This window comes from Lysobacter changpingensis (genome assembly GCF_017308985.1).
GTDB lineage: Bacteria > Pseudomonadota > Gammaproteobacteria > Xanthomonadales > Xanthomonadaceae > Lysobacter_J > Lysobacter_J changpingensis.
On the sequence record NZ_JADWPE010000003.1, the window covers coordinates 481,364 to 507,730 of the forward strand.

General features: G+C 67.9%; 23 protein-coding genes and 4 tRNA genes. 11 read left to right on the forward strand and 16 right to left on the reverse strand.

The features are described 5' to 3' along the window. Positions 1–20: 20 nt before the first annotated feature. Positions 21–1,586 carry a protein adenylyltransferase SelO gene (locus I4U41_RS09040; protein ID WP_425492528.1) on the reverse strand — a complete coding sequence of 522 codons (1,566 nt, stop codon included), beginning with the start codon at positions 1,584–1,586 and terminating at the stop codon, positions 21–23. Between the two features lie 182 nt (positions 1,587–1,768). Between I4U41_RS09040 and I4U41_RS09045 the strand changes: the two genes are divergently transcribed. From I4U41_RS09045 to I4U41_RS09070, 6 genes are all read left to right on the forward strand, one after another. Beyond that, positions 1,769–3,160 carry a metal-dependent hydrolase family protein gene (locus tag I4U41_RS09045; RefSeq protein WP_206860816.1) on the forward strand — a complete coding sequence of 464 codons (1,392 nt, stop codon included), beginning with the start codon at positions 1,769–1,771 and terminating at the stop codon, positions 3,158–3,160. Positions 3,161–3,337: 177 nt separating this feature from the next. Further along, complete coding sequence (locus I4U41_RS09050; protein ID WP_206860817.1) at positions 3,338–5,452, forward strand: DEAD/DEAH box helicase; 2,115 nt, start codon at positions 3,338–3,340, stop codon at positions 5,450–5,452. A 287-nt stretch (positions 5,453–5,739) separates the two neighbouring features. After that, entirely contained in the window at positions 5,740–6,606 is an 867-nt protein-coding gene (locus I4U41_RS09055; protein WP_206860818.1) for an EamA family transporter, read from the forward strand. A gap of 49 nt (positions 6,607–6,655) precedes the next feature. Beyond that, complete coding sequence (locus I4U41_RS09060; protein ID WP_206860819.1) at positions 6,656–7,423, forward strand: type 1 glutamine amidotransferase; 768 nt, start codon at positions 6,656–6,658, stop codon at positions 7,421–7,423. 84 nt (positions 7,424–7,507) lie between these two features. Next, positions 7,508–8,104, forward strand: a complete 597-nt coding sequence (locus I4U41_RS09065) for a phasin family protein (protein ID WP_206860820.1) — start codon at positions 7,508–7,510, stop codon at positions 8,102–8,104. A gap of 203 nt (positions 8,105–8,307) precedes the next feature. Beyond that, positions 8,308–9,273: a restriction endonuclease gene (locus I4U41_RS09070; protein ID WP_206860821.1), complete on the forward strand. Its 966-nt coding sequence runs from the start codon at positions 8,308–8,310 to the stop codon at positions 9,271–9,273. Between the two features lie 278 nt (positions 9,274–9,551). Here the strand turns inward: I4U41_RS09070 and I4U41_RS09075 are convergent, their stop codons facing one another. Further along, complete coding sequence (locus I4U41_RS09075; RefSeq protein WP_206860822.1) at positions 9,552–11,546, reverse strand: SDR family oxidoreductase; 1,995 nt, start codon at positions 11,544–11,546, stop codon at positions 9,552–9,554. A 150-nt stretch (positions 11,547–11,696) separates the two neighbouring features. Between I4U41_RS09075 and I4U41_RS09080 the strand changes: the two genes are divergently transcribed. From I4U41_RS09080 to I4U41_RS09090, 3 genes are all read left to right on the forward strand, one after another. After that, positions 11,697–11,954 carry an acyl-CoA-binding protein gene (locus tag I4U41_RS09080; protein ID WP_206860823.1) on the forward strand — a complete coding sequence of 86 codons (258 nt, stop codon included), beginning with the start codon at positions 11,697–11,699 and terminating at the stop codon, positions 11,952–11,954. Between the two features lie 28 nt (positions 11,955–11,982). Beyond that, positions 11,983–12,609, forward strand: coding sequence for a TetR/AcrR family transcriptional regulator (locus I4U41_RS09085; protein WP_206860824.1), 627 nt, complete (start codon positions 11,983–11,985; stop codon positions 12,607–12,609). A gap of 122 nt (positions 12,610–12,731) precedes the next feature. Further along, on the forward strand, positions 12,732–13,586 hold the full coding sequence (locus I4U41_RS09090) for a tetratricopeptide repeat protein (protein WP_206860825.1): 855 nt from the start codon (positions 12,732–12,734) through the stop codon (positions 13,584–13,586). 14 nt (positions 13,587–13,600) lie between these two features. On the opposite strand, the gene I4U41_RS09095 is transcribed toward I4U41_RS09090, so the two are convergent. Then, complete coding sequence (locus tag I4U41_RS09095) at positions 13,601–14,230, reverse strand: response regulator transcription factor (protein ID WP_206860826.1); 630 nt, start codon at positions 14,228–14,230, stop codon at positions 13,601–13,603. A gap of 128 nt (positions 14,231–14,358) precedes the next feature. Here I4U41_RS09095 and I4U41_RS09100 point away from each other — a divergent pair. Both I4U41_RS09100 and arsC read left to right on the forward strand, forming a co-directional pair. Further along, positions 14,359–14,433 (forward strand) — tRNA-Val (locus I4U41_RS09100). A gap of 79 nt (positions 14,434–14,512) precedes the next feature. Then, the gene (arsC, locus tag I4U41_RS09105; RefSeq protein ID WP_206860827.1) at positions 14,513–14,866 is read left to right on the forward strand and encodes an arsenate reductase (glutaredoxin); all 354 of its coding nucleotides are present in this window, start codon (positions 14,513–14,515) and stop codon (positions 14,864–14,866) included. A gap of 10 nt (positions 14,867–14,876) precedes the next feature. On the opposite strand, the gene I4U41_RS09110 is transcribed toward arsC, so the two are convergent. From I4U41_RS09110 to lpxK, 13 genes are all read right to left on the reverse strand, one after another. After that, entirely contained in the window at positions 14,877–16,136 is a 1,260-nt protein-coding gene (locus tag I4U41_RS09110) for a nucleotide sugar dehydrogenase (RefSeq protein WP_206860828.1), read from the reverse strand. A gap of 414 nt (positions 16,137–16,550) precedes the next feature. Then, positions 16,551–18,323, reverse strand: a complete 1,773-nt coding sequence (locus tag I4U41_RS09115) for a GumC family protein (protein WP_206860829.1) — start codon at positions 18,321–18,323, stop codon at positions 16,551–16,553. After that, positions 18,320–18,994 carry a polysaccharide biosynthesis/export family protein gene (locus tag I4U41_RS09120; RefSeq protein ID WP_206860830.1) on the reverse strand — a complete coding sequence of 225 codons (675 nt, stop codon included), beginning with the start codon at positions 18,992–18,994 and terminating at the stop codon, positions 18,320–18,322. The genes I4U41_RS09115 and I4U41_RS09120 overlap by 4 nt, the downstream gene beginning before the upstream one ends. Positions 18,995–19,101: 107 nt before the next feature. Next, the gene (locus I4U41_RS09125; protein ID WP_206860831.1) at positions 19,102–19,929 is read right to left on the reverse strand and encodes a tyrosine-protein phosphatase; all 828 of its coding nucleotides are present in this window, start codon (positions 19,927–19,929) and stop codon (positions 19,102–19,104) included. A 97-nt stretch (positions 19,930–20,026) separates the two neighbouring features. After that, a complete protein-coding gene (locus I4U41_RS09130) occupies positions 20,027–20,491 on the reverse strand; it encodes a hypothetical protein (protein WP_206860832.1) in 465 nt (154 codons plus the stop codon). Between the two features lie 321 nt (positions 20,492–20,812). Next, positions 20,813–20,899, reverse strand: a tRNA-Leu gene (locus I4U41_RS09135). Between the two features lie 93 nt (positions 20,900–20,992). Continuing rightward, positions 20,993–21,066: transfer RNA gene (locus I4U41_RS09140), tRNA-Cys, on the reverse strand. A 101-nt stretch (positions 21,067–21,167) separates the two neighbouring features. After that, positions 21,168–21,243: transfer RNA gene (locus I4U41_RS09145), tRNA-Gly, on the reverse strand. 153 nt (positions 21,244–21,396) lie between these two features. Then, positions 21,397–21,963, reverse strand: coding sequence for a CDP-diacylglycerol--glycerol-3-phosphate 3-phosphatidyltransferase (pgsA, locus tag I4U41_RS09150; protein ID WP_206860833.1), 567 nt, complete (start codon positions 21,961–21,963; stop codon positions 21,397–21,399). Continuing rightward, positions 21,960–23,861 (reverse strand): excinuclease ABC subunit UvrC, encoded by a 1,902-nt coding sequence (gene uvrC, locus I4U41_RS09155; RefSeq protein ID WP_206860834.1) that lies wholly within the window; start codon positions 23,859–23,861, stop codon positions 21,960–21,962. Before uvrC ends, pgsA begins: the two co-directional genes overlap by 4 nt. Positions 23,862–24,055: 194 nt before the next feature. Then, positions 24,056–24,550 carry a low molecular weight protein-tyrosine-phosphatase gene (locus I4U41_RS09160; RefSeq protein ID WP_206860835.1) on the reverse strand — a complete coding sequence of 165 codons (495 nt, stop codon included), beginning with the start codon at positions 24,548–24,550 and terminating at the stop codon, positions 24,056–24,058. Further along, a complete protein-coding gene (gene kdsB, locus I4U41_RS09165; RefSeq protein ID WP_206860836.1) occupies positions 24,543–25,316 on the reverse strand; it encodes a 3-deoxy-manno-octulosonate cytidylyltransferase in 774 nt (257 codons plus the stop codon). Before kdsB ends, I4U41_RS09160 begins: the two co-directional genes overlap by 8 nt. After that, complete coding sequence (gene lpxK, locus I4U41_RS09170) at positions 25,313–26,350, reverse strand: tetraacyldisaccharide 4'-kinase (protein WP_206860837.1); 1,038 nt, start codon at positions 26,348–26,350, stop codon at positions 25,313–25,315. Before lpxK ends, kdsB begins: the two co-directional genes overlap by 4 nt. Between the last annotated feature and the right edge of the window lie 17 nt (positions 26,351–26,367).

Genomic DNA, 26,367 nt, shown 5'->3' on the forward strand with positions numbered 1-26,367 from the left:
CCGCCGGCGTGTAGGCCGCGTCAGGAACTGCAGGACAGCATCGAGCAGCCCGCGCGCTCACGCGCCCAGTCGGGGCGGCGGCGTGCGTAGGCCTCGTGGCCGGGCTGGTCGTCGTACGGGCGGCGCATCACCTCGAGCAGTTCCGTGACGCCTCCGATGTCGCCCTCGGTGGCGCGATCGATCGCCTGCTGCGCCAGGTAATTGCGCAGCACGTAGCGCGGGTTGGCGGCGTTCATGCGCGCGCGGCGCTCGCCGGCCGGCAGCGACTGGCGCGAGAGCCGCGCGACGTAGCGCGACAGCCATTCGCGCAACGCCGGCTCGACGGCCTCGCGGCGCATCGGGTCGTAGAACGCGTCTTCCATCGGCGCCAGTTCCGGCGCGTCCACGTCGAGGTCGGCGAGGCCGCGGAAGAACAGCGTCATGTCGATCTCGCCTTCCGTCAGCAGGTCCTGCAACTGCTGCATCAGCGCGGTGTCCTCCTCGCGGCATTCGTCCAGGCCGAGCTTGCGCGCGGTGTTCTCGCGATCGGCGTCGAGGTAGGTCGAGACGAAACGGCGCAGGCCCGCCTGCAATGGCTCTGTGTCGTCGAACAGCAGCGACAGCGAACCGGCGAGGCGCCCGAGGTTCCAGTAGGCGACCTGCGGCTGCTGGCCGAAGCGATAACGACGCTGGTAGCGGTCGGTGGTGTTCGGCGTCCAGCCCGGGTCGAAGTTGTCGACCCAGCCGTAGGGGCCGTAATCGATGGTGAGGCCGAGGATCGACATGTTGTCGGTGTTCATCACCCCGTGCACGAAACCGACGCGGATCCAGTGCGCCATCAGCACGGCGGTGCGCTCGCACACCTGTGCGAACCATTCGGCGTACACCGGCTGGCCGCGGCCGAGGCCGCGCAGTTCGGGGAAATCGCGGCGGATGCAGAAATCCGCGAGCTGGCGCAGCAGTTCGGTGTCGTTGCGCGAGGCCGGCAGTTCGAAATTGCCGAAGCGGATGAACGACGGCGCGACGCGGCACACCACCGCGCCGGGCTCCATCTGCGGATGGCCGTCGTAGAACATGTCGCGTTCGACACGCTCGCCGGTGCCGACCAGGCTGAGCGCGCGCGTGGTCGGCACGCCGAGGTGGTGCATCGCCTCGCTGCACAGGAATTCCCGGATCGACGAGCGCAGCACCGCGCGGCCATCGGCGCTGCGCGAGTACGGCGTCGGCCCGGCGCCCTTGAGCTGCAGTTCCCAGCGTTCGCCGTCGGCGTTGATCATCTCGCCCAGCGTGATCGCGCGACCGTCGCCGAGCTGCCCGGCCCACTGGCCGAACTGGTGGCCGCCGTAGTTCGCCGCGAACGGCTGCATGCCCGGCAACAGCGCGTTGCCGCCGAAGACGCGGGCGAAGTCGTCGGAGGAGATGTCGGCCTCGCTGAAGCCGAGCCGCCGCGCCATGTCTTCCGACACCGCCAGCAGGCGCGGCTGCGCCACCGGCGTGGGCTCCACGCGCGAGTACGCCGCGCCGTGCACCTGGCGCACGCCGGGTGAGGTGTCGGGATCGCCCGGCAGATCGCGGACGAAGGTGTTGTCGAAATGCGGACTCAACATGGGCGCGTTCAGCAGGCGGGCGCGGCGGGACGCCTGCCGAGATGGTGCCGCGCCGTGCGGGTACAAGCGGTGAACCTGCGGCATCGGTCGAGCCGGCAGGCGCGGCACATCGACGCGGTTGGCAGTCCGCGGGCGGCCGGGCGGCTATGCTGGCCGTTCACGTCGAATGGGGAGACGACCGGATGACCGACCGAGCACGCAAGCACATCGCCCGCCACCAGGTTCGTTCATCCGGGCCGATGCTCGCCGCCGCGATGCTGCTGGCGTCGGCCGTGCCCGCCGGCGCGCAGGCGCCCGCGGCGACGTCGTCGTGCCGGCTCGTCCAGGCCGGCCAGTTGCTCGACCGCCCCGGCCATCCGGCGCGCGGCGCGAGCACGCTGCTGGTGTGCAACGCCCGTATCGAAGCGGTGCGCGACGGCTTCGTCGAGCCGTCGGTCTTCCCGAACGCCACCGGCGCGGCCGTGATCGACCTGCGCCAGCGCTTCGTGCTGCCGGGCCTGATCGACAGCCACGTGCACCTCACCTCCGACAAGGCAGGCGTGGAAGGTCAGCTGGAAGGCATTTCCAAGGGCGTGGCCGACCACGCGTACGAGGCCGCGGTGAATGCGCGCAAGACGCTGCACGCGGGTTTCACCACCGTGCGCAACCTCGGCGACGAGGACGGCGTGACGCTCGCGCTGCGCGACGCGGTGGCCGCGGGCAAGCTGCCGGGGCCGCGCATCGTCGATGCGGGCATGGCGATTTCCGCCACCGCCGGCCACATGGACCCGACGCTGGGCTTCCGCGACGAACTGCACGCCGCGCTCGACGTGCACGGCAACACCTGCGACGGCGCCGAAGCCTGCCGCAAGGCCGTGCGCCGCCAGGTCGCGCGCGGCGCGGACGTGATCAAGATCGCCACCACCGGCGGCGTGAACAGCCGCATCGGCGCGGGGCTGGGCCAGCAGATGTTCGACGACGAGGCGAAGGCCATCGTCGAAACCGCGCACCTGTACGACAAGAAGGTGGCCGTGCACGCGCACGGCGCGGACGGCATCGCGCTCGCACTGCGTGCCGGCGCGGATTCCATCGAACACGGCACGCTGATGGACGAGGCGGACATCAAGCTGCTGCGCCAGACCGGCGCGTATTACGTGCCGACGCTTTCCACGGTGAACGGCTACAAGGAGCGGCTTGCGAAGAATCCCGACGCCTACACCGGCGAGGTGCTGGCCAAGATCCAGTGGCGCATCGGCATCACCGGCAAGGCGCTGGAACGCGCGGTGCCGGCGGGCGTGAAGATCGCCTTCGGCACGGATGCGGGCGTGAGCCTGCACGGGCGCAACGCGGACGAGTTCGAGCTGATGGTCGCGCACGGGATGACGCCCGCGACGGCGATCCAGGCGGCCACGGTGAACGCGGCCGACCTGCTGGGGCTTTCGGATCAGGTGGGCACGCTGGAGCCGGGCAAGCGCGCGGACCTGATCGCGGTGAGCGGCGATCCGTTGTCGGACGTGACGGTGCTCAGGCGCGTGGCGTTCGTGATGAAGGACGGGCGGGTGGAGAAGGATTCGGGCCTCGGGGCGGCCGATTGAGCCGGCAGGCGCGATCGCGCGTCCACTCGACGTGACCCCGTCGTTGTAGAGCGGTTTGCACGCGCGCGGGCGCATTTTTCCCCGCACTCGCGCATCGCTACACAGCCCCACCACGCCCCTCGGTTACACTGTTCAGTCTTCCGACCGGCGTTCGCCGGCGCTGCCGAGTCCTCCCCCATGAGCGCCGAGTCGCAAAGCTCGAACGATGCCCCGTCCCTGAAATTCACCGATCTCGACCTGCCCGAGCCCCTGCTCAAGGCACTGGCCGACGTCGGCTACGAGTCGCCCTCGCCCATCCAGGCCGCCACGATCCCGCCGCTGCTGCAAGGCCGCGACGTGCTCGGCCAGGCGCAGACCGGCACCGGCAAGACCGCCGCGTTCGCGCTGCCGATCCTGGCGCGGATCGAGCCGGGCCAGCACAAGCCGCAGGCGCTGGTGCTGGCACCGACGCGCGAGCTGGCGATCCAGGTCGCCGAGGCGTTCCAGAAGTACGCCCACCACCTGCCCGGCTTCCACGTGCTGCCGATCTACGGCGGCCAGAGCTACTACCCGCAGTTGCAGGCGCTCAAGCGCGGCGTGCAGGTCGTGGTCGGCACGCCCGGCCGCGTGATCGACCATCTGGAACGCGGCTCTCTCGACTTGTCGGAACTGCGCTGCCTGGTGCTCGACGAAGCCGACGAAATGCTGCGCATGGGCTTCATCGACGACGTCGAGGCGGTGCTGAAGAAGACGCCGGAAACGCGTCAGGTCGCGCTGTTCTCGGCGACGATGCCGCCGCCGATCAAGCGCATCGCGCAGACGTACCTGAAGGACCCGGTCGAGATCTCGATCAAGGCCAAGACCACCACCGCCGCCAACATCCGCCAGCGCTACTGGGCGGTGAGCGGCGTGCACAAGCTCGATGCGATCACGCGCATCCTGGAAGCCGAGCCGTTCGACGCGATGATCGTGTTCGCGCGCACCAAGCAGGCGACCGAGGAGCTGGCCGACAAGCTCGCCGCGCGCGGGATTGCCGCTGCCGCCATCAACGGCGACGTGCAGCAGGCGCAGCGCGAGAAGACCATCCAGAACCTCAAGGACGGCAAGATCGACGTGCTGGTCGCCACCGACGTGGCCGCGCGCGGCCTGGACGTTGAGCGCATCAGCCACGTGCTGAACTTCGACATTCCGTACGACACCGAAAGCTATGTGCACCGCATCGGCCGCACCGGCCGCGCGGGTCGCAAGGGCGAGGCGATCCTGTTCGTCACGCCGCGCGAGCGCGGCATGCTGCGCGCGATCGAGCGCGCCACGCGCCAGCCGATCGAGCCGATGGCGCTGCCCACCATCGAAACGGTGAACGAGCAGCGCGTGAACCGCTTCCTCGGCCGCATCACCGGCGCGCTCGACAGCGACGACCTGGCGCAGTTCCGCGACCTGGTCGAGCGCTACGAGCGCGAGCAGGACGTGCCTGCGGTGGAGATCGCCGCGGCGCTGGCGAAGCTCGTGCAGGGCGACATGCCGCTGCTGCTCGACGCCACCGCGGAGAAGCTGCGACCGCATGCGCAGGTCGGTTTCGAACAGCGAGGCCCGCGCGAACAGGGGCGCGATTCGCGCTTCGGCCGCGATCGGGATGCGCGTTTCGAACGCGACGGCGGGTCGCGCGCGGCGCGCGAGCCGCGTCAGGAGTCCCGTCATGAGCCGCGCCACGAACCTCGCCATGATCGCGGCGAACGGTTCGAGCGTCCGCAGCGCAGCGAAACGGCGGGCGCTCCGGCGGAGCGTTACGAGCGTCCGGCGATCGAACGACCGCAGTTCGAACAGCCCCGCTCCGAGCGTCCGCAGAACGAGCGTTCGTTCAACGCGGGCGAATCGATGTTCGACGACGACGCGCCGGCACCGCGCCGCGAACCTCGCGAGCCGCGCGAATCGCGCGAGCCCGAGGTCGGGATGGAAACCTTCCGCATCGAGGTCGGCCACGTGCATGGCGTGAAGCCGGGCAACATCGTTGGCGCGATCGCCAACGAGGCCGAACTGGAAAGCCGCTACATCGGCCGCATCGACATCCGCGACGACCACAGCCTGATCGACCTGCCCGAAGGCATGCCGCGCGAGGTCATGGACCACCTCAAGCGCGTGCGCGTGGCCGGCCAGCAGCTGCGCATCAGCCGCGCCGGCGAAGGCGGCGGCCATGGCGCCCAGCGTCCGCACGGCCGTCATGCGCGCGAGTTCGACGGCGAGCGCCGTCCGCCGCGCGGGCCGCGTCCGCCGCACGGGGCGGGGCCGCGGAAGCCGGGTGGGTTCCGGCGCTGAGGTTCCTGCGGGTGCGTGGCGCGTAGGCGGCGCGATCCGTCCTGACGCAGGGTTTGGCGGGCGCTTGTCCGCCGGTGGGCTGCATCGCCCTCACGCACATCATCCCGGCGCACACACACGTCATCCCGGCGAAGCCCGGGATGACGGCCGATGTGGGGACGAGTCCATCTGGGATGGGCGGCTTCTGACGCTTCCCTGATGGCGATGTCCGCACACCTCTCAGCCCCTCATTCCTTCGATGGCATCATCCTTCGCCCGCCGTCGATCACGGAACCTCCGAAGCGCCGATGCACCTGATCCTCCTCAGCGCCCTGTGCAGCGTCCTCGTTTCGGTGCTGCTCAAGCTCGCGCCGCGGACGCGGCTCGATGTCGGACAGCTGGTCACCTGGAACTACCTCGCCGCCGGCGCGCTGTGCGCGTGGCTGCTGCGGCCGCCGCTGCACAGCCTCACCCATCCCGACACGCCGTGGGCCGCGCTGCTGGGGCTCGCGGTGGTGCTGCCGTCGCTGTTCCTCGTGCTCGGCGCGTCGGTGCGCGCGGCAGGCATCGTGCGTACCGACGTGGCGCAGCGACTGTCGTTGCTGCTGTCGCTGCTGGCAGCGTTCACGCTGTTCGGCGAACGGGCCGACGGGCTGCGGCTGCTCGGCCTCGCGCTGGGGCTGGTGGCCGTCGCCGGCATCGTCGCGCGGCCCGAACCCGCGCCTGTCGGCGCGGAACGACGGAGCTGGCTCCTGCTGCTCACCGTCTGGATCGGCTTCGCGCTGGTGGACGTGATGCTCAAGCGCATCGCCCTGGCGGGCACGCCGTCGATGGCGGCGTTGCAGGCCGCGTTCGCCATCGCCTTCGCGCTGATGTTCGCCACGCAACTCGTGCGCCAGTTGCGCGGGCGCACGCGGTTGTCATGGCGCAACTTCGGCGGCGGGCTGCTGCTCGGACTGCTGAATTTCGGCAACATCATCTTCTACGTGCGCGCGCACCAGGCGCTGCCGGACAGCCCGTCGGTCGTGTTCGCGGCCATGAACATCGGCGTGGTCGTGCTGGGCACGCTGGTGGGCGTGTTCGCGTTCGGCGAGAAGACCAGCCGATGGAACCGCGCGGCGATCGTCCTGGCGCTGGTCGCCATCGCGCTCATCGCGATGGCGTCGCGCGCGTAGCGGCGGCGGATTTGGCATAGTCGAACGCCGCCCGCCGCCCCGCTCCACCATGCCCCGCCTGCTCGTCTTCCAGCACGTCGCCGCCGAACCGCTGGGCACGCTCGATCCGCTGATCCGCCGGCGCGGGCACCGCATCCGGTTCGCCAATTTCGAGCGGCAGCCGGATTTCGAGCCGAACGTGGACCGTTATCGCGGCCTGATCGTGCTCGGCGGGCCGATGAACGTCGAGGACCAGGCGCGGCGACCGCACCTGAAGACCGAACTGCGCGCGATCGAACGCATGCTCGAACAGGGCAAGCCCGTGCTCGGCATCTGCCTGGGCGCGCAGCTGCTCGCGCACGTGCTCGGCGCGCCGGTGCGGCGGCACGAGGCGCCCGAGATCGGCTGGTATCCGCTGCGAACGACGGACGCCGGCCGCGAGGATCCGGTGCTTTCGCCGCTGGGCGACATGGCGCCGGTGTTCCAGTGGCATCGCTACAGCTTCGAGGTGCCGCGCGAGGCCACGCACCTGGCCAGCACCTCCAGCTGCGAGCACCAGGCCTTCCGCCATGGCGAGAACGCGTACGGCTTCCAGTTCCACCTGGAGATGGACGAGGCGCTGATCGAACGCTGGCTGCGCAATCCGGCGTATCGCGAGGAACTGGCGGAACTGGGCGGGCTCGATCCGGCGCGTGCCGATGTCGAGGCGATCCGGCGCCACACGCACGAGCACATCGCCGGCATGCAGGCGCGGGCGGACGAGGTGTTCAACCGCTTCCTCGATCTGGTCGGCCGGCCGCAGCGGCGGATCACGCTGCCTTCGCGCGAGTGGGTCTGAACTCCCGCGCGGGCTTGGTGTGAAAGCTCTAGAGCCGGGCGCGAAGGTGACCGGACCCCAGCCACTCCCATCGAGGGACCCCGCATGGCGAAGTTCAAGAAAGCGGCCGGCACCAGCACGGCACAGGGCGCACGCCCGCGCAAAAAGACCGGCACGCGGACTGAACAGCAGCAGGCCGACCAGCTCTCGCGCAGCCTGAGCGAATCGGCGCAGCAGATCTGGCTGGCCGGCGTGGGCGCGTTCTCGCGCGCGCAGGCCGAAGGCACGAAGCTGTTCGATGCGCTGATCAAGGAAGGCACTACACTGGAACAAACCGCGCGCCGCCTCGCCGGCGGCCAGGCCGACGCGATGCGCGACGCGGTCGGCTCGAAGGTGGGCCAGGCGCGCGAACGCGCGGCGGACACCTGGGATCGACTGGAAAAGGTGTTCGAGGATCGCGTGCAGCGTGCGCTGGTGAAGCTGGGCGTGCCCGGTCGCGACGATCTCAACGAACTCAGTCGCCGCGTCGATGCGCTCACGAGCGAACTGCGCCGCCAGGGCGGCACCGCCGCTGCACGCAAGTCGCCCGCCGGCAAGTCGCCGGCCCGGAAGGCCACCGCCAGCCGGCAGGCGACGCAGGCGCCGGCCGCGCGCAAGTCGCCACGCAAGGCGACGCGCGCGCGATCCAGCGCGACGACCTGATCCCTACCGCTTCAACGCCCGGCCCTCTCGCCGGACACCGACAAGCCCGCCAGTCCGCGTCTTCCGTATGCTCCCCTCCCCTTACGGTTTCGGACTGGCGGGCTTTCTCTTGCGCGCAGCCAACCGGCGCACGTGATCCGCGCCACACGGGGCGCCACGCCGCTGTCGTATAGTCGCCAGCCTCCGACATCTCCGGGCTGTGCATGCTGGCTGGCTTTTCCCTGACGATCGCGCTCCTCATCACCGTCCTGCTGGGCGCCGCCGCGACGGCGTGGCTGTGGCTGGTGCGTCGAAGGCAGGAGGAGACCGCCGCCGGCATCGGCGCGTTGGCCGACATGCGCTGGCGCGAGTTCTCGCGACTGGTGGTGGAAGCCTTGCAGACACGGGGCTTCGAAGCCGAATCGATCGAACAGACGCTCGAACGCGGCCCGCAGGCCGAACTGCGCCTGCGACGCGATGGCCGCACCTGGCTGCTGGCATGCAAGCTGGCCGCCGCGCGTTCGCGTCTGGGCGTGGCGACGGTGCGCGAACTGACCGACTCGGTACGTTTCAACGGAGCCGCCGGCGGCCTGCTCGCCACACCGGCGCGCATCGACGCGGACGCACGCAAGGCAGCCGATGGCCTGGAACTGTTCGACGGCAACGCGCTGTGGGCGCTGGTCGGCCCGATGCTGCCGGCCTCGCTGCGTGACGACCTCACCGCCAATGCACGCCGGCGCAGCGTGCGCGAGACCGCGCTGGCGTGGGTCGGGGCACTGGTGCTGGGCGTCGCGGCGGGGTTCGTGCCGGCGCTGATGCAGGACGACCCGGCGGCGGCGACGCCGGTCGAGGCACCCGCCGCGCCCACGCCGGCGCAACCGGCTTCGACTGGGCCACAGGTTCCCGTTGCGGATCCGTCGCTCGCCGCTCCCGCCGACCCGAACCGCGAGCAGTTCGAACGCGGCGAAGTGATCCACGCGATCGCCGCGCTGCCGTGGGTCGAACGCGTGATGTGGTCGACCAGTTCGACGCTGGTGATCCAGCAGCGCGAAGACGTGGACCAGCACGACGTGCACGAGGTCTGCAACGTCCTCGCGCGTTACGACGCGCTGCGCGCCTCGCGCCTGCAGCTGCAGCCGCCGGCGGCGAGCGAGCGGAAGGTGCGGTTCCTGCAGTGCCGGGCGTACTGAGGCCTTGAAGCCCCTCTCCTCCGGAAGAGCGGTCGGGGTGAGGGTCGGCGGTGGGGGATGCGACCCGATCGCCGGTGTGACAAGGCTTTTGTAGCCCGGGTAAGCGAAGCGCACCCGGGGATTTCGCGCACTACCCGGGTGCGCTTCGCTTACCCGGGCTACAAGAGCTACAAAGGCTACAAGAGCCACAAGACCGGCAACGATGCTGAGGTGCCCTCAGCCTGGATCCCGGCCTTCGCCGGGATGACGATGGTCAGTTGGTCCGTCGATCGACCGCGCTACCAATGCACCCCACGCATCAGCGCCGCGAACGCGATCTGCTCGCTGCTCGGCGCGACTTCGCCCTTCAGCGCCTGCTTGTCGCCGCGCGCGGCGGCGGAATCGGGGAACAATTCGAAGGCGGTGCTCATGATCACTTCGTAAGCCTTCGGGGCCAGTGCGTTCACCACCGAAGCGAAGATGCCCAGGCGCGTCGCAATGCGGCTGGGGCGTTCGATGATGCCCTTGATCACCAGGTCCGCCGCCTCTTCCGGCGTCAGCGTCGGCACGCTGTCGTACATCCGGGTCGGAGCGATCATTGGCGTCTTCACCAGCGGCATGTTGATCGTGGTGAAGCAGATGCCCTTGCCCGACAGTTCGCCCTGCGCGCATCGGCTCCACGCGTCCAGCGCGGCTTTCGACGCCACGTAGGCCGAAAAACGCGGCGAATTGGCGAGCACGCCGATCGAGCTGATGTTGATGATGTGGCCCTTCCGGCGCTGCGTCATGCCGGGCAGGAAACCCATGATCAGGCGCAGGCTGCCGAAATAATTCAGTTGCATCGTGCGTTCGAAATCGTGGAAGCGGTCGTAGCTGAGCTCGATCGAACGACGGATCGAGCGTCCGGCGTTGTTCACCAGCACGTCGCAACGGCCGTGCTCTTCCAGCACGGTTTTCACCAGGCGGTCGCAGTCGTCCATGTCCGCCAGGTCGGCGGTGTAGGCGAACACCTTGCCGCCGGCAGCGTTCATGTCGTCGCGGGCCTTGAACAGTTCCTCCTCGCCACGCGCGACGATGATCGTGATCGCGCCGGCTTCGGCCACGCGCTGCGCGGTCGCCAGGCCGATGCCCGACGAACCGCCGGTGATCACCACGACCTTGTTGCGCACCTTGCCCTTGAGGCTGCGGTCGACGAACAGGTCCGGGTCGAGGTGGCGTTCCCAGTAATCCCACAGCCGCCACGCGTAGGTGTCCAGCGCCGGCACGTGGATGCCGCTTCCCTTGAGCGCACGCTCGGCCTCGCGATTGTCGAAGCGAGTCGGGTAGGCGAGGAACTTCAACACCTGCTTGGGGATCTTGAAATCGCGCAGCAGCATGCCGACGAAACGCCGCACCGGCGGCAGGTTCGCCACCGCACCGCGCACGCTGCCGGGGATGAAGGCGAACATGCGCGCGTCGATGCGCATGGTCATCTCCGGCGAATGCCCGGCGCGCGCGAAGGTGTTGAGCACCTCGCCCACGCGCAACGGCTCGGGGTCGGTCAGGTGGAAACAGTGGCCGTCCAGGCGCGGCTTGTGTGCGATGTGGTCCATCGCGTCGACCACGTAATCCACGGGCACGATGTTGATGCGACCGCCTTCCAGGCCGAGCATCGGCATCCACGGCGGCAGCATCTCGCGCAGTTTCTTGAGGAAGGTGAAGAAGAAATACGGGCCGTCGATCTTGTCCATCTCGCCGGTGCGCGAGTGGCCGACCACCATGCCGGGACGATAGATGCGCCATTTCACGCGCGTTTCCCGCCGGACCAGCCCTTCGGAGTCGTGCTTGGTGCGAAGGTAGGGATCGTCCAGTCCCTCGGCTTCGTCGAACATGTCCTCGCGGAACACGCCCGGATACAGGCCGGCGGCGGCGATCGAACTGGTGTGGTGGAACACGCCGGCTTCCAGCGCCGCCGCGAGATCCAGCGCATGCCGAGTGCCGTCGACGTTGGCCGCGTACTGGGCCTCCGGCTTGGCGGTGAGGTCGTAGATCGCCGCGAGGTGGAAGAAGTGCTTCACCTTGCCCTTCAGCGCACGCACCTGTGCGGCGGAGACGCCGCACGTTTCCTGCGTCATGTCGCCTTCGACCGGGACCACGCGCTTCATGTCCCAGGCCATCTTCTTCGCGACGGCGTCGAGCTTCCTGCGCGAATCCTTCCGCACCAGCACGTAGACCGTGCCCTTGCGCTGGCGGAGCAGCCGGTCGACCAGGAAGCGGCCGATGAAACCCGTGGCACCGGTGACGAAGTAGCTCATTGCCCTCTCCCCGACCTTGTGTCCGCCGCGCGGCGTGGCTCCTACGTTGCCAGAGGCCCCGCTCCGTCACAATTCCCCGCCGTATTGACCACCCCGACGGTGCGTGAGGTAATTCCGGCCACGATCCCGCCTCGCCGGAGGGCCGCCGCCATGGCCGACCTGCAGTCCGCTTTCGAACAAGCCGCGAAGGACGTCCAGGGCCTGCCCGAGCGCCCTGACAACGACACCCTGCTGCGCCTGTACGCGCTCTACAAGCAGGGCTCCGAAGGCGACGTCGCCGGGCCGAAGCCGGGGTTCTTCGATTTCGTCGGCACCGCCAAGTACGAGGCCTGGGCGAAGCTCAAGGGCATGTGCAGCGACGATGCCAAGCAGAAGTACATCGACCTGGTGAAAAAGCTGCGCGCCTGACACGCGCCGCAGCCGCCCGACACGACCGATGGCGAAACAGACACGCCAGCGCATCCTCGACAGCGCATTGACGATGTTCAACGCCCTGGGCGAACCGAACGTCACCACCAACCACATCGCCGACGAGCTGGAGATCAGCCCGGGCAACCTGTACTACCACTTCCGCAACAAGGACGACATCATCGAGCAGTTGTTCGCGCGCTTCGAGGAGCGCATGGACGCCGCGCTCGCCGCGCCGGAGGGACGGCTGCCGGGGCTGGAGGACATCTGGCTGCAGCTGCACCTGGTGTTCGAATGCATCTGGGATTACCGCTTCCTGCATCGCGACCTGGTGGAGATCCTCAGCCGCAACCGTCGCCTGCGGCTGCGCTTCGCGCGCATCCTGCGACGCGCCAACGACCAGGCGCATACGGTGATGCGCGGGCTGGTGCAGGCGGGAATCATGCGCGCGTCGAAGGACGAACTCGCCGCCACGGCGACGAACGTGCTGGTCATCGCCACCTTCTGGCTGAACTACGCCGCCGCGCGCGGCGACAAGGACGAACACGCGGCGATCCGCGACGGCATCGTGCAGGTGATGATGCTGCTGGCGCCGTTCCTTCGCGATGCGGAACGGGTGCATCTCAATACGCTGACGCGGGCGTATCTGGACTGAAAGACACCTCGTCTCACTGCCCACTCCACCCGCAGGAACACCCGTCCCGCCCCTTGCCCCCCTTGCCAGCCCCCGGGCGCAGGCGGGATGCTGCGCGCTCGACCCGCACCGAGGCACCGCCGATGGCCGCGAAGTCCAGTTGGGCCGCCTTTCCGCACGATGCCAGGAGCTTCGCCTACGCCGGCGAGGGCCTGAAAAAAGCCTGGTCGAAGCTGCATGCCGGCGACGCGGAGCCCTACCCCGACGCGCGACGCGCGGCCACCCTCCTGGCCGCCGCTGGCAAGGCGGCGCCAAAAGGCATGGAAGCCGATTCGCTTGCTGCGGCGTTGCAGGACGCCTGGCGGGCCTTCCATCGCGGCGATTTCCAGGTCGCTTACGACGCGGGGGTGGCGCTAGGGCCGATCGGCGCCTCGGTGGCGGTGAAGGCACTCGGCATCCACACGACGTACCTGGTCCACGCGGACGAGGAGCGCCTGCGGCGGTTCGAACAGGGCGCGAAGCTGGCCGAAGCGGCCATCAAGGCGCTGCCCGATGAAGCGAACAGCCACTACCGCTACGCCTTCGCGCTGGGCCGTTACAGCCAGGGACTGAGCATCGCCAAGGCGCTGAAGGCCGGGATCGCGGGCAAGGTCCGCGGGGCGCTGGAAGCCACGCTGGATCTTTCCCCCAAGCACGCCGAGGCGCACACCGCGATGGCGCTCTACCACGCCGAAATCATCGGCAAGGTCGGCGCGATGATCGGCGGCCTGACCTACGGCGCGAAAGCCGGGGAAGCGGAGAAACACATCGCCACGGCGCTCAAGCTCACGCCCGACTCGCCGATCGCCCACATCGAACACGGCAACGTGTTGATGCTGCTGCACGGCGACAAGAAGGAAGATGCAGCCGCCGCCGAATACGAGAAAGCGGCCAGGCTCAAGCCGCTCGACGCGATGGAAGCGCTGGATGCGGACTACGCGGCATCGCAGCTGGAATAGCTTGGGTGCCGGAGTCAGAGCTCCGGATGCAGCATCCCGAGGTAGCCCCGCTCCCGCGCCACGCGGGCGAGCGCCGGCAAGGTGCGCACCCCCAGCTTCACCATCAGGCTCGTGCGGTGCCGGTACAGGGTCTTCACGCTGATGCCGAGGTCGGCGGCGATCGCCTTCGGCGGCAGCTCGGACAGCAGGCCGCGCAGGGTTTCCAGTTCGCGCGGGGTCAGGCCGAAATCGCGCGAGCGGTCCACCGCCTGCCCGACGTCGCTGCTCAGCGCCACGTCGCCCTTCATCACACGGTCGAGCACCGTCACGAGTTCCGCGATCGCGGCGGTCTTGGTCACGTACCCGTGGGCGCCTTCGTCCAGCGCCCGTAGCACCACGCCCGGATCGCTGTGCATGCTGACGACGACCCGACGCACCTGCGGCAACTTCTTCCCGAGCGTGCGCAGCAGGACGAGGCCGCCTTCGGCGGTCGTCAGGCTGAGGTCGATGACCGCCACGTCGATGGGACGGATGCGGACGATCTCGAGCGCCTGCGCAGCGTCGGCGGCTTCGGCGACCACTTCATAGCGGCCCGTATTGTGGAAAAGGCGTTTGAAGCCTTCCCGGACGATCGCGTGGTCGTCCACAAGGAGTGTGCGGATCATTCCGCGAGTTTCCTTGACCGCAAGGGCCGGTGTAAGCGGAATATTCTGATTGTGATGAGGAAGAGTCCCAATCGGACAGGGGTGTTGCCAACCTCCCGCCTCTTTGCGCTATACTGCGCAGCCCTTACGGGCGGTTAGCTCAGCGGTAGAGCACTGCTTTCACACGGCAGGGGTCACAAGTTCGAAACTTGTACCGCCCACCAGTTTCAGGCAAAGGCCGGCGAAAGCCGGCCTTTTGCTTTTTCCGATCCGACCCGCTCCCGATGCGAACCGGAGGCCCAGATGAACGGAACGCGCCTGTACCACAATCCGCGCTGCTCGAAATCGCGCGGCGCTCTCGAACTCCTGCGCGAACGCGGCATCGAGCCCGGGATCGTGTCCTATCTGGAAACCCCGCCCTCCCCGGCCGAGTTGCGGAGCCTGCTCGACATGCTGGGCGTCCCCGCCCGCGCCCTGCTGCGCACCGGCGAGGACGAATACCGGGCGCTCGGCCTCGCCGATGAATCCCTGCCGGAGTCGGCGCTGATCGAGGCGATGAGTACCCATCCGCGCCTCATCGAACGTCCGATCTTCATGCACGGCGGGCGCGCCATCATCGGCCGCCCGCCGGAACGCGTGCTGGAGCTGCTCGACTAGCGCGCTCCGGTCAGAGCCGGGCGTCGACCTCGTCGCGCGGATACAGGCTCTTGATGTCGTAAAGCAGCGCCTGCGGCCGACCGTAGGCACGGGCGCCGGTCGCGCCGAGCTTCCGGAATTCGTCGTGCGCGACGGCCAGGACGATGGCGTCGTACACGCCGCGCTCGGGCTCGGCGACCAGCTCGATCCCATAGGCGGCGCGCGCCTCGTCCGCGTCGGCCCAAGGATCGTGGATGTCCACCTTCGCGCGGTATTCGCCGAACTTCTGCGCCAGCTCCACCACGCGCGTGTTGCGAAGGTCGGCGCAGTTCTCCTTGAACGTGAGACCCAGGATGAGGATGCGCGCCCCCGCGACGGCGATGTCGCGCTGGATCATCAGCTTCACCACATCGGTCGCGACATGCTCGCCCATCGCGTCGTTGATGCGCCGGCACGCCAGCAGGATGTCCGGGTAATACCCCGCGGCCTGCGCCTTCTGGATCAGGTAATACGGATCCACGCCGATGCAGTGCCCGCCCACCAGTCCGGGCCGGAACGGCAGGAAGTTCCACTTGGTCCCGGCCGCTTCCAGCACCTCGGTCGTATCGATCCCGAGCCGCTGGAAGATCAGCGCGAACTCGTTGACCAGCGCGATGTTCGCATCGCGCTGAGTATTCTCGATGACCTTGGACGCCTCTGCCACGCGCAGGCTGGACACCTTGTGCGTCCCGGCCTTGATGATGCTGCGGTACAGCGCATCGACGAACGCAGCCGTCTCCGGCGTGGACCCCGACGTCACCTTCGGAATGTCGACCAGCTTGCGCTGCTTGTCCCCCGGATTGATGCGCTCCGGGCTGTAGCCGACGAAGAAATCCTGGTTGAACACCAGCCCCGACGCGCGCTCGAGTTCCGGCACGCAGATCTCCTCGGTCGCGCCCGGATAGACGGTGGACTCGTATATCACCGTATCGCCCTTCTTCAGCACGGTGCCGATGGTGCGGCTGGCCTCGATCAGGGGGCGGAAGTCGGGGCGTTTGTGTTCGTCTACGGGGGTGGGGACTGTGACGATGAAGACGTTGCAGGTGCTTAGGTCGCTCGCTTCTGCGACGAAGCGAAGTCGTACGGCAGCCGCGATCTCGTCAGAACTCGCCTCATTCTTGGCATCGGCTCCCAACTTCAACTGGCCTACACGCACGGAATCGATGTCGTATCCCACCGTGTCGTACATACGACCCAGTTCAAGCGCGAGAGGAAGTCCTACGTATCCCAAGCCAACGATTGCGATACGCACCCCGCCTCCTCTCGCTCGATAGCGCGCACGCGGCCCGCACCAGGCCGCGATGCCAACTCGCCAGAATCATCCCAATTAGCCTGATCGGACGCAAGACGTTAGTCACCGGCATCCATCTCTCTTACGAGAGAACTGGACTCGCGGCCGATGGAGGGCGCCAGACGACAGAATGGTCATCATGCGCGTGCAATGCATAGACGTCGCCCATCTTCGAGAGCGGCTCGAATGGGGCGTATGCATAACGGAACGAGCCGGGGCCACTGCCCCATGGGAAGTACGCCTTTGCGGCATCCCAGCCGTACTGCAGGTATTGCCAGCGTAGATCCTGTAGCGGGTCCAGCTCTAGTCGCGTACTAAGGCCGCTCCAGGCATAGATCGAGATCATGCCTGCGGCCACGAAGGTTACGAACGCCGTCACGACGATCGCACGCTTCCGGCCAGCGCACGCTCGCGAGGCCCGAGGCTCTGCAGCCAGGTGGTGCGTGCCGCGCCCGGCCGGCCAGCGCGCGCCAATGTATCGATCAGCGCGGAACGCTCGAGAGGGGCCAGCGGCCGACGTGTGGACAGATCCTCGATCACCTCGGCCGCAATGGCCGGATCGGTCGAAGGAGCCATCAGGATCGACATCATGCGTCCCGTCCATGGTGGATCGGCTACAAGACTGTCGACGAGAGCGGTTCTGAGTGAGACGTCGTCAAGGTCCGGCGCGAGTGCCTGCAACAGGGCTTCGCCCAGGCCGGGTTCGACGCGCAGGATGGCATCGAGATGCTCGATACCCTCACCCGCCGCACCGCGCCTGAAAGCCTCGTCCATCAGGAACGCGTGCGCCTGCCAATCGCGCGGATCCCGCCGGACGGCGATGCGATACAGCTCCTGTGCGCGTTCGCTTGCACCGCGTCGGGCGGCGGCAATGCCGAGCATGCGGAAGGCGGTGCCGTCGACGGGACGATCGCGAAGCGCCGCATGCGCACGCGCCTCCATCATGGTCGGCCGGAGGTTGCCAGCATCGGCAAGTATCCGATCCGGACCGAGCGCCGGTCCATACTGCGTATCGACGCGGAGCAGGCACCAACCGCCGAACGCCAGCAGAGCAGACGCCGCCAAGCCAAGGAGAATCCGGCCCGGCGACGCCCCTGCACGTGCGCCGTTATCTCGCCTTCGGCGAGGCATGGTTGCCGTACCCTGCCGGTTCGCCTCGGCGATCTGCTGTTGCAGCTGCCTCATGTTCGGATAGCCGGGTTTGAACGTCGCCAACGAGTTCTGGTAGTTCGCCTCCATCGCTGCCTTCTGTTCGCGCAACTTCTGGATCAGCAGGTTACCGACCACCTGCGGCAACGCCATGCCGTCGCCTTCGCTGGCCCGTTGCCAGAGTGCCTCCGCCTTCATCCGCGCGCCTTGGGCCGTGGCGAGCGCCGCATTGAGGTCGCTCAGGCTTTGTGCATCGAGCGATGGCTTGTCGTCGCTGACCGAGACGATATGCTCCTGCGCGGAGAACGCCACGACCTGCCGCTCTGAATCTTCCAGCCGGTCCTTGAGCTGCGCGAGGCGCTCTTCCAGGTACTTCTTCGCATACGAGGACGCCTGGAATCTTCGCTCCAGGTTGCTGGCGATGAATGCGGTGGCGTACGCATTGGCGACTTTGGCCGACAAGCCCGGATCGGGCGAATCGAAGTTCACGCGCACCAGACGCGAGTTCCGGATGGGTTCGATGGAAAGCGCTTCTAGCACGGGCTTCACGACCGCGTCCTCACGAAGCTGCCGGCGCAGACTGTTGTTCACGGGTTTGCCGTCGGCTCGCTCCTCCGCATCCTCGTCTGCTGCCTCGACGTACTTCTCGTACGTGGGTTCGGCGATCATCCTGAGGTCCTCGATGACCCGCTTGGCCAACGACTCGCTCTTCAGCAATTCGTACTGCGTCTGATAGAAGTCGCGGTCGAGCGGTGATTCGGTGGGCTCGATCGCCTCGAACGAAACCACCTTCATCGTGTCGCGCTCGATCTGCAACGTCGTTCCGGCGCGGTACGACGGCGTCGCTAGCAGAGTGAACACCAGCGCCAGGAACACAGTCGCGATCGCAGTCCCGGCGAACAGGCGCCAACGCCGGCGCAGGATGCCCCAGTATTCGAGGAGGTCGATGTGGTCCTCCTGGCCCTCCGCAGGCGTGGAGTATTCGACGATCGTGCTCATTGGTATGCCCTCCAAACGGCCACGAAGGGCGCCAACTGGATCAGCGTCTTCAAGGTCTGCTTTCCCGTCGACGTGTCCACGATGATCAGGTCGTCGCCGTAGACGGCCGGGTCCGCATCCTCCCCGCGGCTGATCGCTGCGATGTCGAAGCGTGCGAACTGACGTTCGCCATCGACCGTTCGGAACACCAGGACGTTTTTCTCGCTGCCGACATCATTCAAACCTTCGGCGAGCGCCAGCGACTGCAGCAACGTCAACCGCGAACTCATCGGATAGATCCCCGGTTTCTTCACCGCGCCGCTGACGGTTACGCGCTGGCTGGAGAATTCCTTGACGAAAACACTCACCTGCGGGTTCTGCAGATAGCGGTCGCGATAGCGACCCGCTATCTCCTGCTCCGCGTCGCCAACGGTGCGTCCGGCCACTTCCACGCCGCCGATCAGCGGCAGCGAAATCTGGCCGGCGTTGTTCACGCGGACTTCGCGATTGAGGTCCTGCACCTGGAAGACCGTCACGGCGAGGAGATCGCTCGGCCCGATGCGGTACTCGCTGTGGCCCAGGGCCTCGGTGACCGGGTCGGCTTCGGGCAGCGATGAAGCCGCACCGGTCGTTCCGTTCGCGGCGCATGCGGATAACAACAGAAGCAGGCACACGACACCTGCGCGGAACATTGAGCTCGACACCCGACACCTGAACTGACTGAAGGCAGCCAGCTATTATCGTGTTCGCTCCTGACGCACCGCCGTACCGGGACCGAGACTCTTTCTACGCGTGCCCGTTAGACGCGCGACCAGCGACCGAGCATCCGCGAGATCAATCCGCCTTGCGAACCGCCTCCACTCGCGCGCCTCGCAGTGGCAAGGTTGATGGACGGCGCGGGCGGGAGATCGCCAGGCGGAAGGTTCTGCACGATTCCCGCCGGCCGCGTCACCACCAGGTGCTCGGCCTCTTCCCGCCCGACCAGACGCGTCGCCGCTTCGCGCGCTTCCATGAGGAACGGCGGGCGTCGTCGCGGATGATGCGCGTCGGTAGCGAGGATCATGCACAACCCTTCGCCCACGAAGCGCTCGGCGGCGGTCCGCGGCCGCGAACCGAAGCGCCCCGTCAGCGCACCCGCGGTGATCTGCATCCACGCACCGTGTTCGGCGAGCCGCGCGAACACGTCGAAGTGCGAATCCACCCAGCTCAATCGCTCGGGATGGGTAATGACGGGCACGATGCCCTGCGACATGAGCTGGAAGACCGCTTCCTCGAAGCGAGGCGGGGCGACGTGATGGGGAGGCTCGAGCAGCAGATAGCGCGAGGCTGCGAGCGTGGGAATGCGTCCATTGCGAATGCCATCGGCAAGATCGGGCGCGAGATGAACGTCCGCGCCTTCCACCAGGGTCAGGGCGATGCCGTGCCCGGCAAGCTCGCTCCGAAACAGTTCGATCGCGCTGCGGATCCCGTCCGCCGTGTTCTCGTAGACGCCCGGGTAGATGTGCGGCGTGCACGCGATCGTCGTGATGCCGTCGGCGACGGCTAGCCGCGCCATTTCCAGTGCGGTGTCGAGATCGACCGGACCGTCGTCTATCGCTGGAAGGAGATGGCAGTGCAGGTCGTACATCGCGTGGATCCTGTGGCTGAACCGGAGTCTAGCGATGGATCCGCGATGCGATCGGCGGTGCGCGAGAAAGTATCAGCCAGCTGCGATGCGACGCCGATCAACCGCGGTGGTAGATCGTCAGATCGTCGCCGGCGGCGATCACCAGACTGTCCCCGGAGTATGAGAATCCGCACGCGTGGATTTCCGGGTCGCTCTCGATGCGCACGAACCGTGCGTCTTCGTCTTCATGGCACACGAACAACGCGCTCCCGGGCGGCACCAGCAGCACTTCCTGCGTCGGCCATTCGAGCGTGACCAGTTCCAGCGACCAGCCATCGTGCGTGGCGCGCGGCAAACCGCCGCCCTTTCGGCCTGCGATGACGATATCGGTGTGTTCGAGCGGACCGATGCCCTTCGCCTGGAGCAGGTGCGTCGGCTTGGCATCGTGCTGCGTGCCGCTCTTGCGTGCGATCTTTTCGCCCGTGGCGCAATCGATCACGCCCCGGCCGTCACGCGAAAGAACCAGCAGCAGTTCGCTGTCGCGATCGAACCCGATGGCATCCAATTGCGGCACCGCGAACACGCCCGACACGCGCCAAGGAGACGGCGGCGCCGCCAGCGGTGTCGTGCGGATCTGCCGTCGGATGGGGCCGAGGTATCGTGCCGCGGATTCGCGCTCCGCGCGTAGGCGTCGTGTACGAAGGAGTGTGAGCATCGGCAATGCATGCTCGGCACGCCGGATGGGAGCGCCGGAACGATCGATGGGAACCCGCCGGGAAGTTCCTGCGGTACGGACACGCAGGCGGAGTCGCTCGCGATGTCGAAATGGTAGGAAGCGGCGTTCGCCACAGCCATGGGAATTGTCCGATTCCGCGTCGGAAAATCCTGATGCGCCTCTTTCGACTGGTGCCCGGACCCGGAATCGAACCGGGACGGCCGCGAGGCCGGCGGATTTTAAGTCCGCTGCGTCTACCTGTTCCGCCATCCGGGCTGGAGCGCGTGCGTAGCTTACGCGACGGCGATGCGTCGGCTGCATGGACGGCGCCAAAGAAAAAGCCCGACCTTTCGGTCGGGCTCGTCTTGCTGGAGGCCTGGGTCGGAATTGAACCGGCGTACGCGGATTTGCAGTCCGCTGCATAACCACTCTGCCACCAGGCCGGTGACTCGAATCCGCTGGCCGGATTCTTTCATATTCCAGCCCCGTTCACGCATGGGGGCCTGAAACGACAAGGCCCCGAGAACGGGGCCTTGTCAGAAACTGGAGCGGGAAACGAGACTCGAACTCGCGACCCCGACCTTGGCAAGGTCGTGCTCTACCAACTGAGCTATTCCCGCTGAGGAAGCGACATTTTAGGCATGGAATGAAAAGTGTCAACACCTTTTTCACTCCGTGGGAGGCCCCGTCACCGGGCTTCCCGAACCGCCGATCGGGCTGCCATCTCCCGGTCGGATCGTCGAACGCGTCGGCGTTCGCGATGCGCATATTCTCTATGAACGCGCGTCTTCGCGCAATACCGGCCACGCTGCACGAAGGTAGGCAAATCCCGACCACAGCGTCAGCAATGCCGCAGCAGCCAGCAACCATTCACCGATCAGGAAAATGTTCAGTCCGAGGAACGGTTCCTGGTACAGCAGGCACACCAGCGCCACCATCTGCACGATGGTCTTGATCTTGCCGATTGTCGCGACCTTCACGGTGGCGCGCTGGCCGAGTTCGGCCATCCACTCGCGCAGCGCCGATACCGCGATTTCGCGACCGATGATCACCGCCGCCCACAACGCCATCCACACGGTCGGATGCTTCTGCACGGTGAGCAGCAGCGCGATGGCGACCATCAGCTTGTCGGCCACCGGGTCGAGGAACGCGCCGAACGCCGAGAACTGGTTGTAGCGGCGCGCGATCCAGCCATCGAGCCAGTCGGTGATGGACGCGAACGCGAAGATGAAAGCGGCCGCGAAGCTCGTCCACTTGTAGGGCAGGTAAAAGACCAGCACGAGCACCGGGATCAGCATGATCCGGAGCAAGGTCAGCATGGTGGGTACGGTCAACTTCATCCTTCGCTCCGTGCGTTGCTGGTGGGTTCGGGTGCTTCCGGTTGCGTGGGCCGTTCGAGAGGTTTATCGGGCACGTCCAGGCCATGAAGGGTCGCATAGATGCGCTCGGCGAGCGCTTCGTTGATGCCGTCCACGCGTGCGATTTCCTCGATTCCCGCCGCCTTCAGCCCGCCCAGTCCGCCGAAATGCCGCAACAGGTTAGCGCGCCGGCGCGGGCCGATGCCGGCGATGTCTTCCAGCCGGCTGGTGTTGCGCGCCTTCTGGCGGCGGCCACGGTGGCCGGTGATGGCGAAACGGTGCGCTTCGTCGCGGACCTGCTGCACCAGCTGGAGGGCGGGCGACTCGGCGCCCGGACGCACGGTCCGTCCGTCGGGAAGCAGGAGTTCCTCCTCGCCCGGGCGGCGCTCGGGGCCCTTCGCCACGCCGACGAGCGCGACGCCTTCCACGCCCAGGTCGTCCAGCACCGCCCTCGCCTGTGCCACCTGGCCGGCACCGCCGTCGATCAGCAGGATGTCCGGCGTCACGCCGCCCTCCTCCACCGCGCGGCGGAAGCGGCGCTCGATCGCCTGGTGCATCGCGGCGTAATCGTCGCCCGGTTCGATGCCGGCGATGTTGAAACGGCGGTACTGCGAGCGCACCGGCCCCTGCGCGTCGAACACCACGCACGAGGCCACGGTCGCCTCGCCCATGGTGTGGCTGATGTCGAAGCATTCGATGCGCGAAGGCAGCGCCTGCAGGCCGAGCAGGTCGCGCAGTCCGTCCGCGCGCGCGTGCTGCGCGGCGTGGCTGGTGCGTTCGGCGGCGAGCGCCAGTTCCGCGTTGCGACGGGCCAGATCGACGTAACCGGCGCGTTCGGCGCGCACGTTGCATTTGATCTGCACGCGGCGATCGGACGTGCTCGACAACGCATGTTCGATCAGTTCGCGATCGGGAATGTCGCGATCGAGCACGATCTCGCGCGGCGGCGTCTGCTCGCCGTAGTACTGCGAAACGAATGCGGCCAGCACTTCCTCGGCGTTCTCGCTGCCGTTGGTCTTCGGGAAGAACGCGCGCGTGCCGAGATTGCGACCGTCGCGGAACGCGAGCAGCAGCACGCACGCGGTGACGCCGTGCGTCGCGATCGCCAGCACGTCGAGATCGGCCGCGCGGCCGTCGACGTATTGCCGCGCCTGAAGGCTGCGGATCGACTGCACCAGATCGCGCAGACGTGCGGCTTCCTCGAAGTCGAGCCGCACGCTCGCCGCTTCCATCGACTTGACGAGTTCCTCGCTGAGCTCATCACTGCGGCCTTCGAGGAACAGTCCGGAACGTCGCACGCTTTCGGCGTAATCGCGCGCGGCGACGAGGCCGACGCACGGCGCGCTGCAGCGTCCGATCTGGTGCTGCAGGCACGGCCGCGAACGGTTGCGGAACACGCTGTCCTCGCAGCTGCGCAGCTTGAACAGTTTGTGCATCAGGTTGAGCGTGTCGCGCACGGCGCCAACGCTCGCGTACGGGCCGAAATAGCGGCCGGGAATCGCACGCGGCCCGCGATGCATGGCCATGCGCGGCCACGCTTCCTGCGTCATCAGCACGTAGGGGTAACTCTTGTCGTCGCGCAGCAGCACGTTGTAGCGCGGCTTGAGCGACTTGATGAGCTGGTTTTCCAGGATCAGCGCTTCGGCCTCGGTGCGCGTCACCGTGACTTCCATGCGCGCGGTCTGCGCCAGCATCGCCATGATGCGGGCCGACTTCGGCGTCGCGTTGAAATAACTGGAAACGCGGTTCTTCAGCGCGCCGGCCTTGCCGACGTAGAGCACGCTGTCGTCCGCCGCGATCATCCGGTAGACGCCGGGCGCGGTGCTCAGGTGCTTGACGAAGGCCTTGCCGTCGAAGGCCGGTGCGGCGTCACGACTCATGAATGCGCGGGCCCTGCACAGCCCGGGCCGGGGCACGCCCGGACGCGTCGCGCGGTGGCGGCGTGGGACGGGACGATGGCGGGAATGGCGGTCATGAACATCGGCTCAGGAATGGGGCCGATTATGCGACAGGGCAAGGCGAAAGGCCGTTCCGGACGTGTCCGTGTCGGTCACAGGCGACTGGAAACGCGCGTTCAGCCCAGGCGCGACGGGTATTCATGGCGCAATCGCGCGATGACCCCGTCGGCGGCGCGATCCAACAGCTGGTAGACATGCTCGAACTGCGACGCACCGCCGGTGTACGGGTCGGGAATCTCGCCTTCGTCCTCCACGCCCGCCCAGTCCAGCAGCAGCGCGATGCGCGCGTGCGAATCGGCCGGCGCGCGCGCCCGCACGTCGCGCAGGTTGGCGCGATCGGCGCAGAGCAGCCAGTCGAAGCGGCGGTAATCCGATGCGGACAACTGGCGCGCACGCAGGCCGGCGATGTCGACGCCGTGGCCGGCGGCATTCGCGATCGCCCGCCGGTCCGGCGGCTCGCCGACGTGCCAGTCGCCGGTCCCGGCAGAATCCAGCTCCACGCGCCCGGCCAGGGTCGAGGTGGCGATGCGTGCGCGCAATACGCCCTCGGCGACCGGCGAGCGGCAGATGTTGCCCAGGCAGACGACGAGAAGTCGGACGGGCTCAGCCATGGCCGGCGGAAATCCAGGCTTCGGCGCGGGCGAGGTCTTCGGGCGTGTCGACGCCGGGCGGGAATGGCGCCGGCGTGATGCCCACGGCGATGCGGAACCCGGCCTCGAGCACGCGCAGTTGCTCCAGCGATTCGATCGCCTCCAGCCGCCCCGGCGGCAGCGCCGCGAAGCGCTGCAGGAAGCCGGCGCGATAGCCGTAGATGCCGATATGGCGCAGCCACGGCCCGCCTTCCGGCATGCGGCTGCGATCGCGCGCGAAGGCGTCTCGCGGCCACGGGATCGGCGCGCGGCTGAAATACAGCGCGCGGCCGTCCTCGCCGCGGACGAGCTTGACCGCGTTCGGATCGAACAGGGTTTCGACGTCGTTCACTGGCGCGGCCAGCGTCGCCATCTCGGTATCGCCCGCGCGCATGAGCTCGGCGACCGCGCGGATGCCGGCCGCCGGCGCGAAGGGTTCGTCGCCCTGCAGGTTCACCACGATCGTCTCGTCGCTCCAGCCGGCGAGGCGGGCGCATTCGGCGAGGCGGTCTGTGCCGGAAGCATGATCGGGCGAGGTCATCGCCACACGCACCCCCGCGCCGTCCAGCGCGCGGGCGATGCGGTCGTCGTCGGTGGCGATCCACACCTCGCGCGCACCGGCCGCGAGCCCACGCCGCGCGACGTGCAGAACCAGCGGCTCGCCCGCCAGTGCGCGCAGCGGCTTGCCCGGCAGGCGGCTGGCGGCGTAGCGCGCCGGAATCGCGACGACGAAATCGGGCGTGTTCATGCGGTCGTGTTTCCTGGTGCGCCACGGTAGTGCGATGCCTTCGCCGCGACGCGGTCGAGCAGGCTTACCCAGAAGGCCTCCGGCAGCTCCGCGCGCACCGGCACGCTGAAAAAACGGTCGTCGGCGAAGGCGGCGCACTTGACCGCGTCCTTCTCGGTCATGAGCACCGGCAGTTCGCGGCTGCCGAATTCGAAATCCTCGGCCTGGTACTGGTGGTGATCCGAAAATGCATGCGGCACGACGGCGATGCCGAAGTCGCGCAGCGTCGCGAAGAAACGCTCCGGATCGCCGATGCCGGCGACCGCATGCACGCGCTGGCCGGAGAACGAACCAAGCTTGCGCGCGCGTCCGCCCAGCATGGGATCGGCCGCGTCGGCGAGCAGCCGCATCGACCATTCGCCGAAGCCGGTGTCGGCGCCGCCGGTGCCCACGTTCACTACGCGGAAATCGCAGTCCTGCGCGCGCTCGGGGAGTTCGCGCAACGGGCCGGCGGGTAGCAGGCGGCCGTTGCCGTAACGGCGGCGGCCGTCGACGACTTCGATCTCGATGTCGCGTGCGAGGCGGTAGTGCTGCAGGCCGTCGTCGCAGATGACCAGATCGCAACCCGCGTCCGCCAGCGCCTTCGCGGCAGCGGCGCGGTCCTTGTCCACGCGCACGGGTGCGCCGGTGCGCTGCGCGATCAGCACCGGTTCGTCGCCGGACTCCGAGGCGTCGCTGCGCGTGTCGACCCATCGCGCGGTCCCGGCATCGCTGCGGCCGTAGCCACGACTGGCGACGCCGGGGTTCCAGCCTTCCGCGCGCAGGCGTTCGACCAGGGCGATCGTCAGCGGCGTCTTGCCCGCGCCACCGGCGGTGAGATTGCCGACGACCAGCACCGGCACGCCCGGATGGCGGCGCTTGAACCAGCCCTTGCGATACGCGCCACGACGCAAGCCGCTGAGCGCGGCGTACACGCCCGACAGCAGGCGCGCGCCGACCGGCACCGGCAGGTCGCCGTACCAGTACGCCGGAGGATTCACCGGGCCTTTGCTCACCGTGCCCTGCCCTTCTG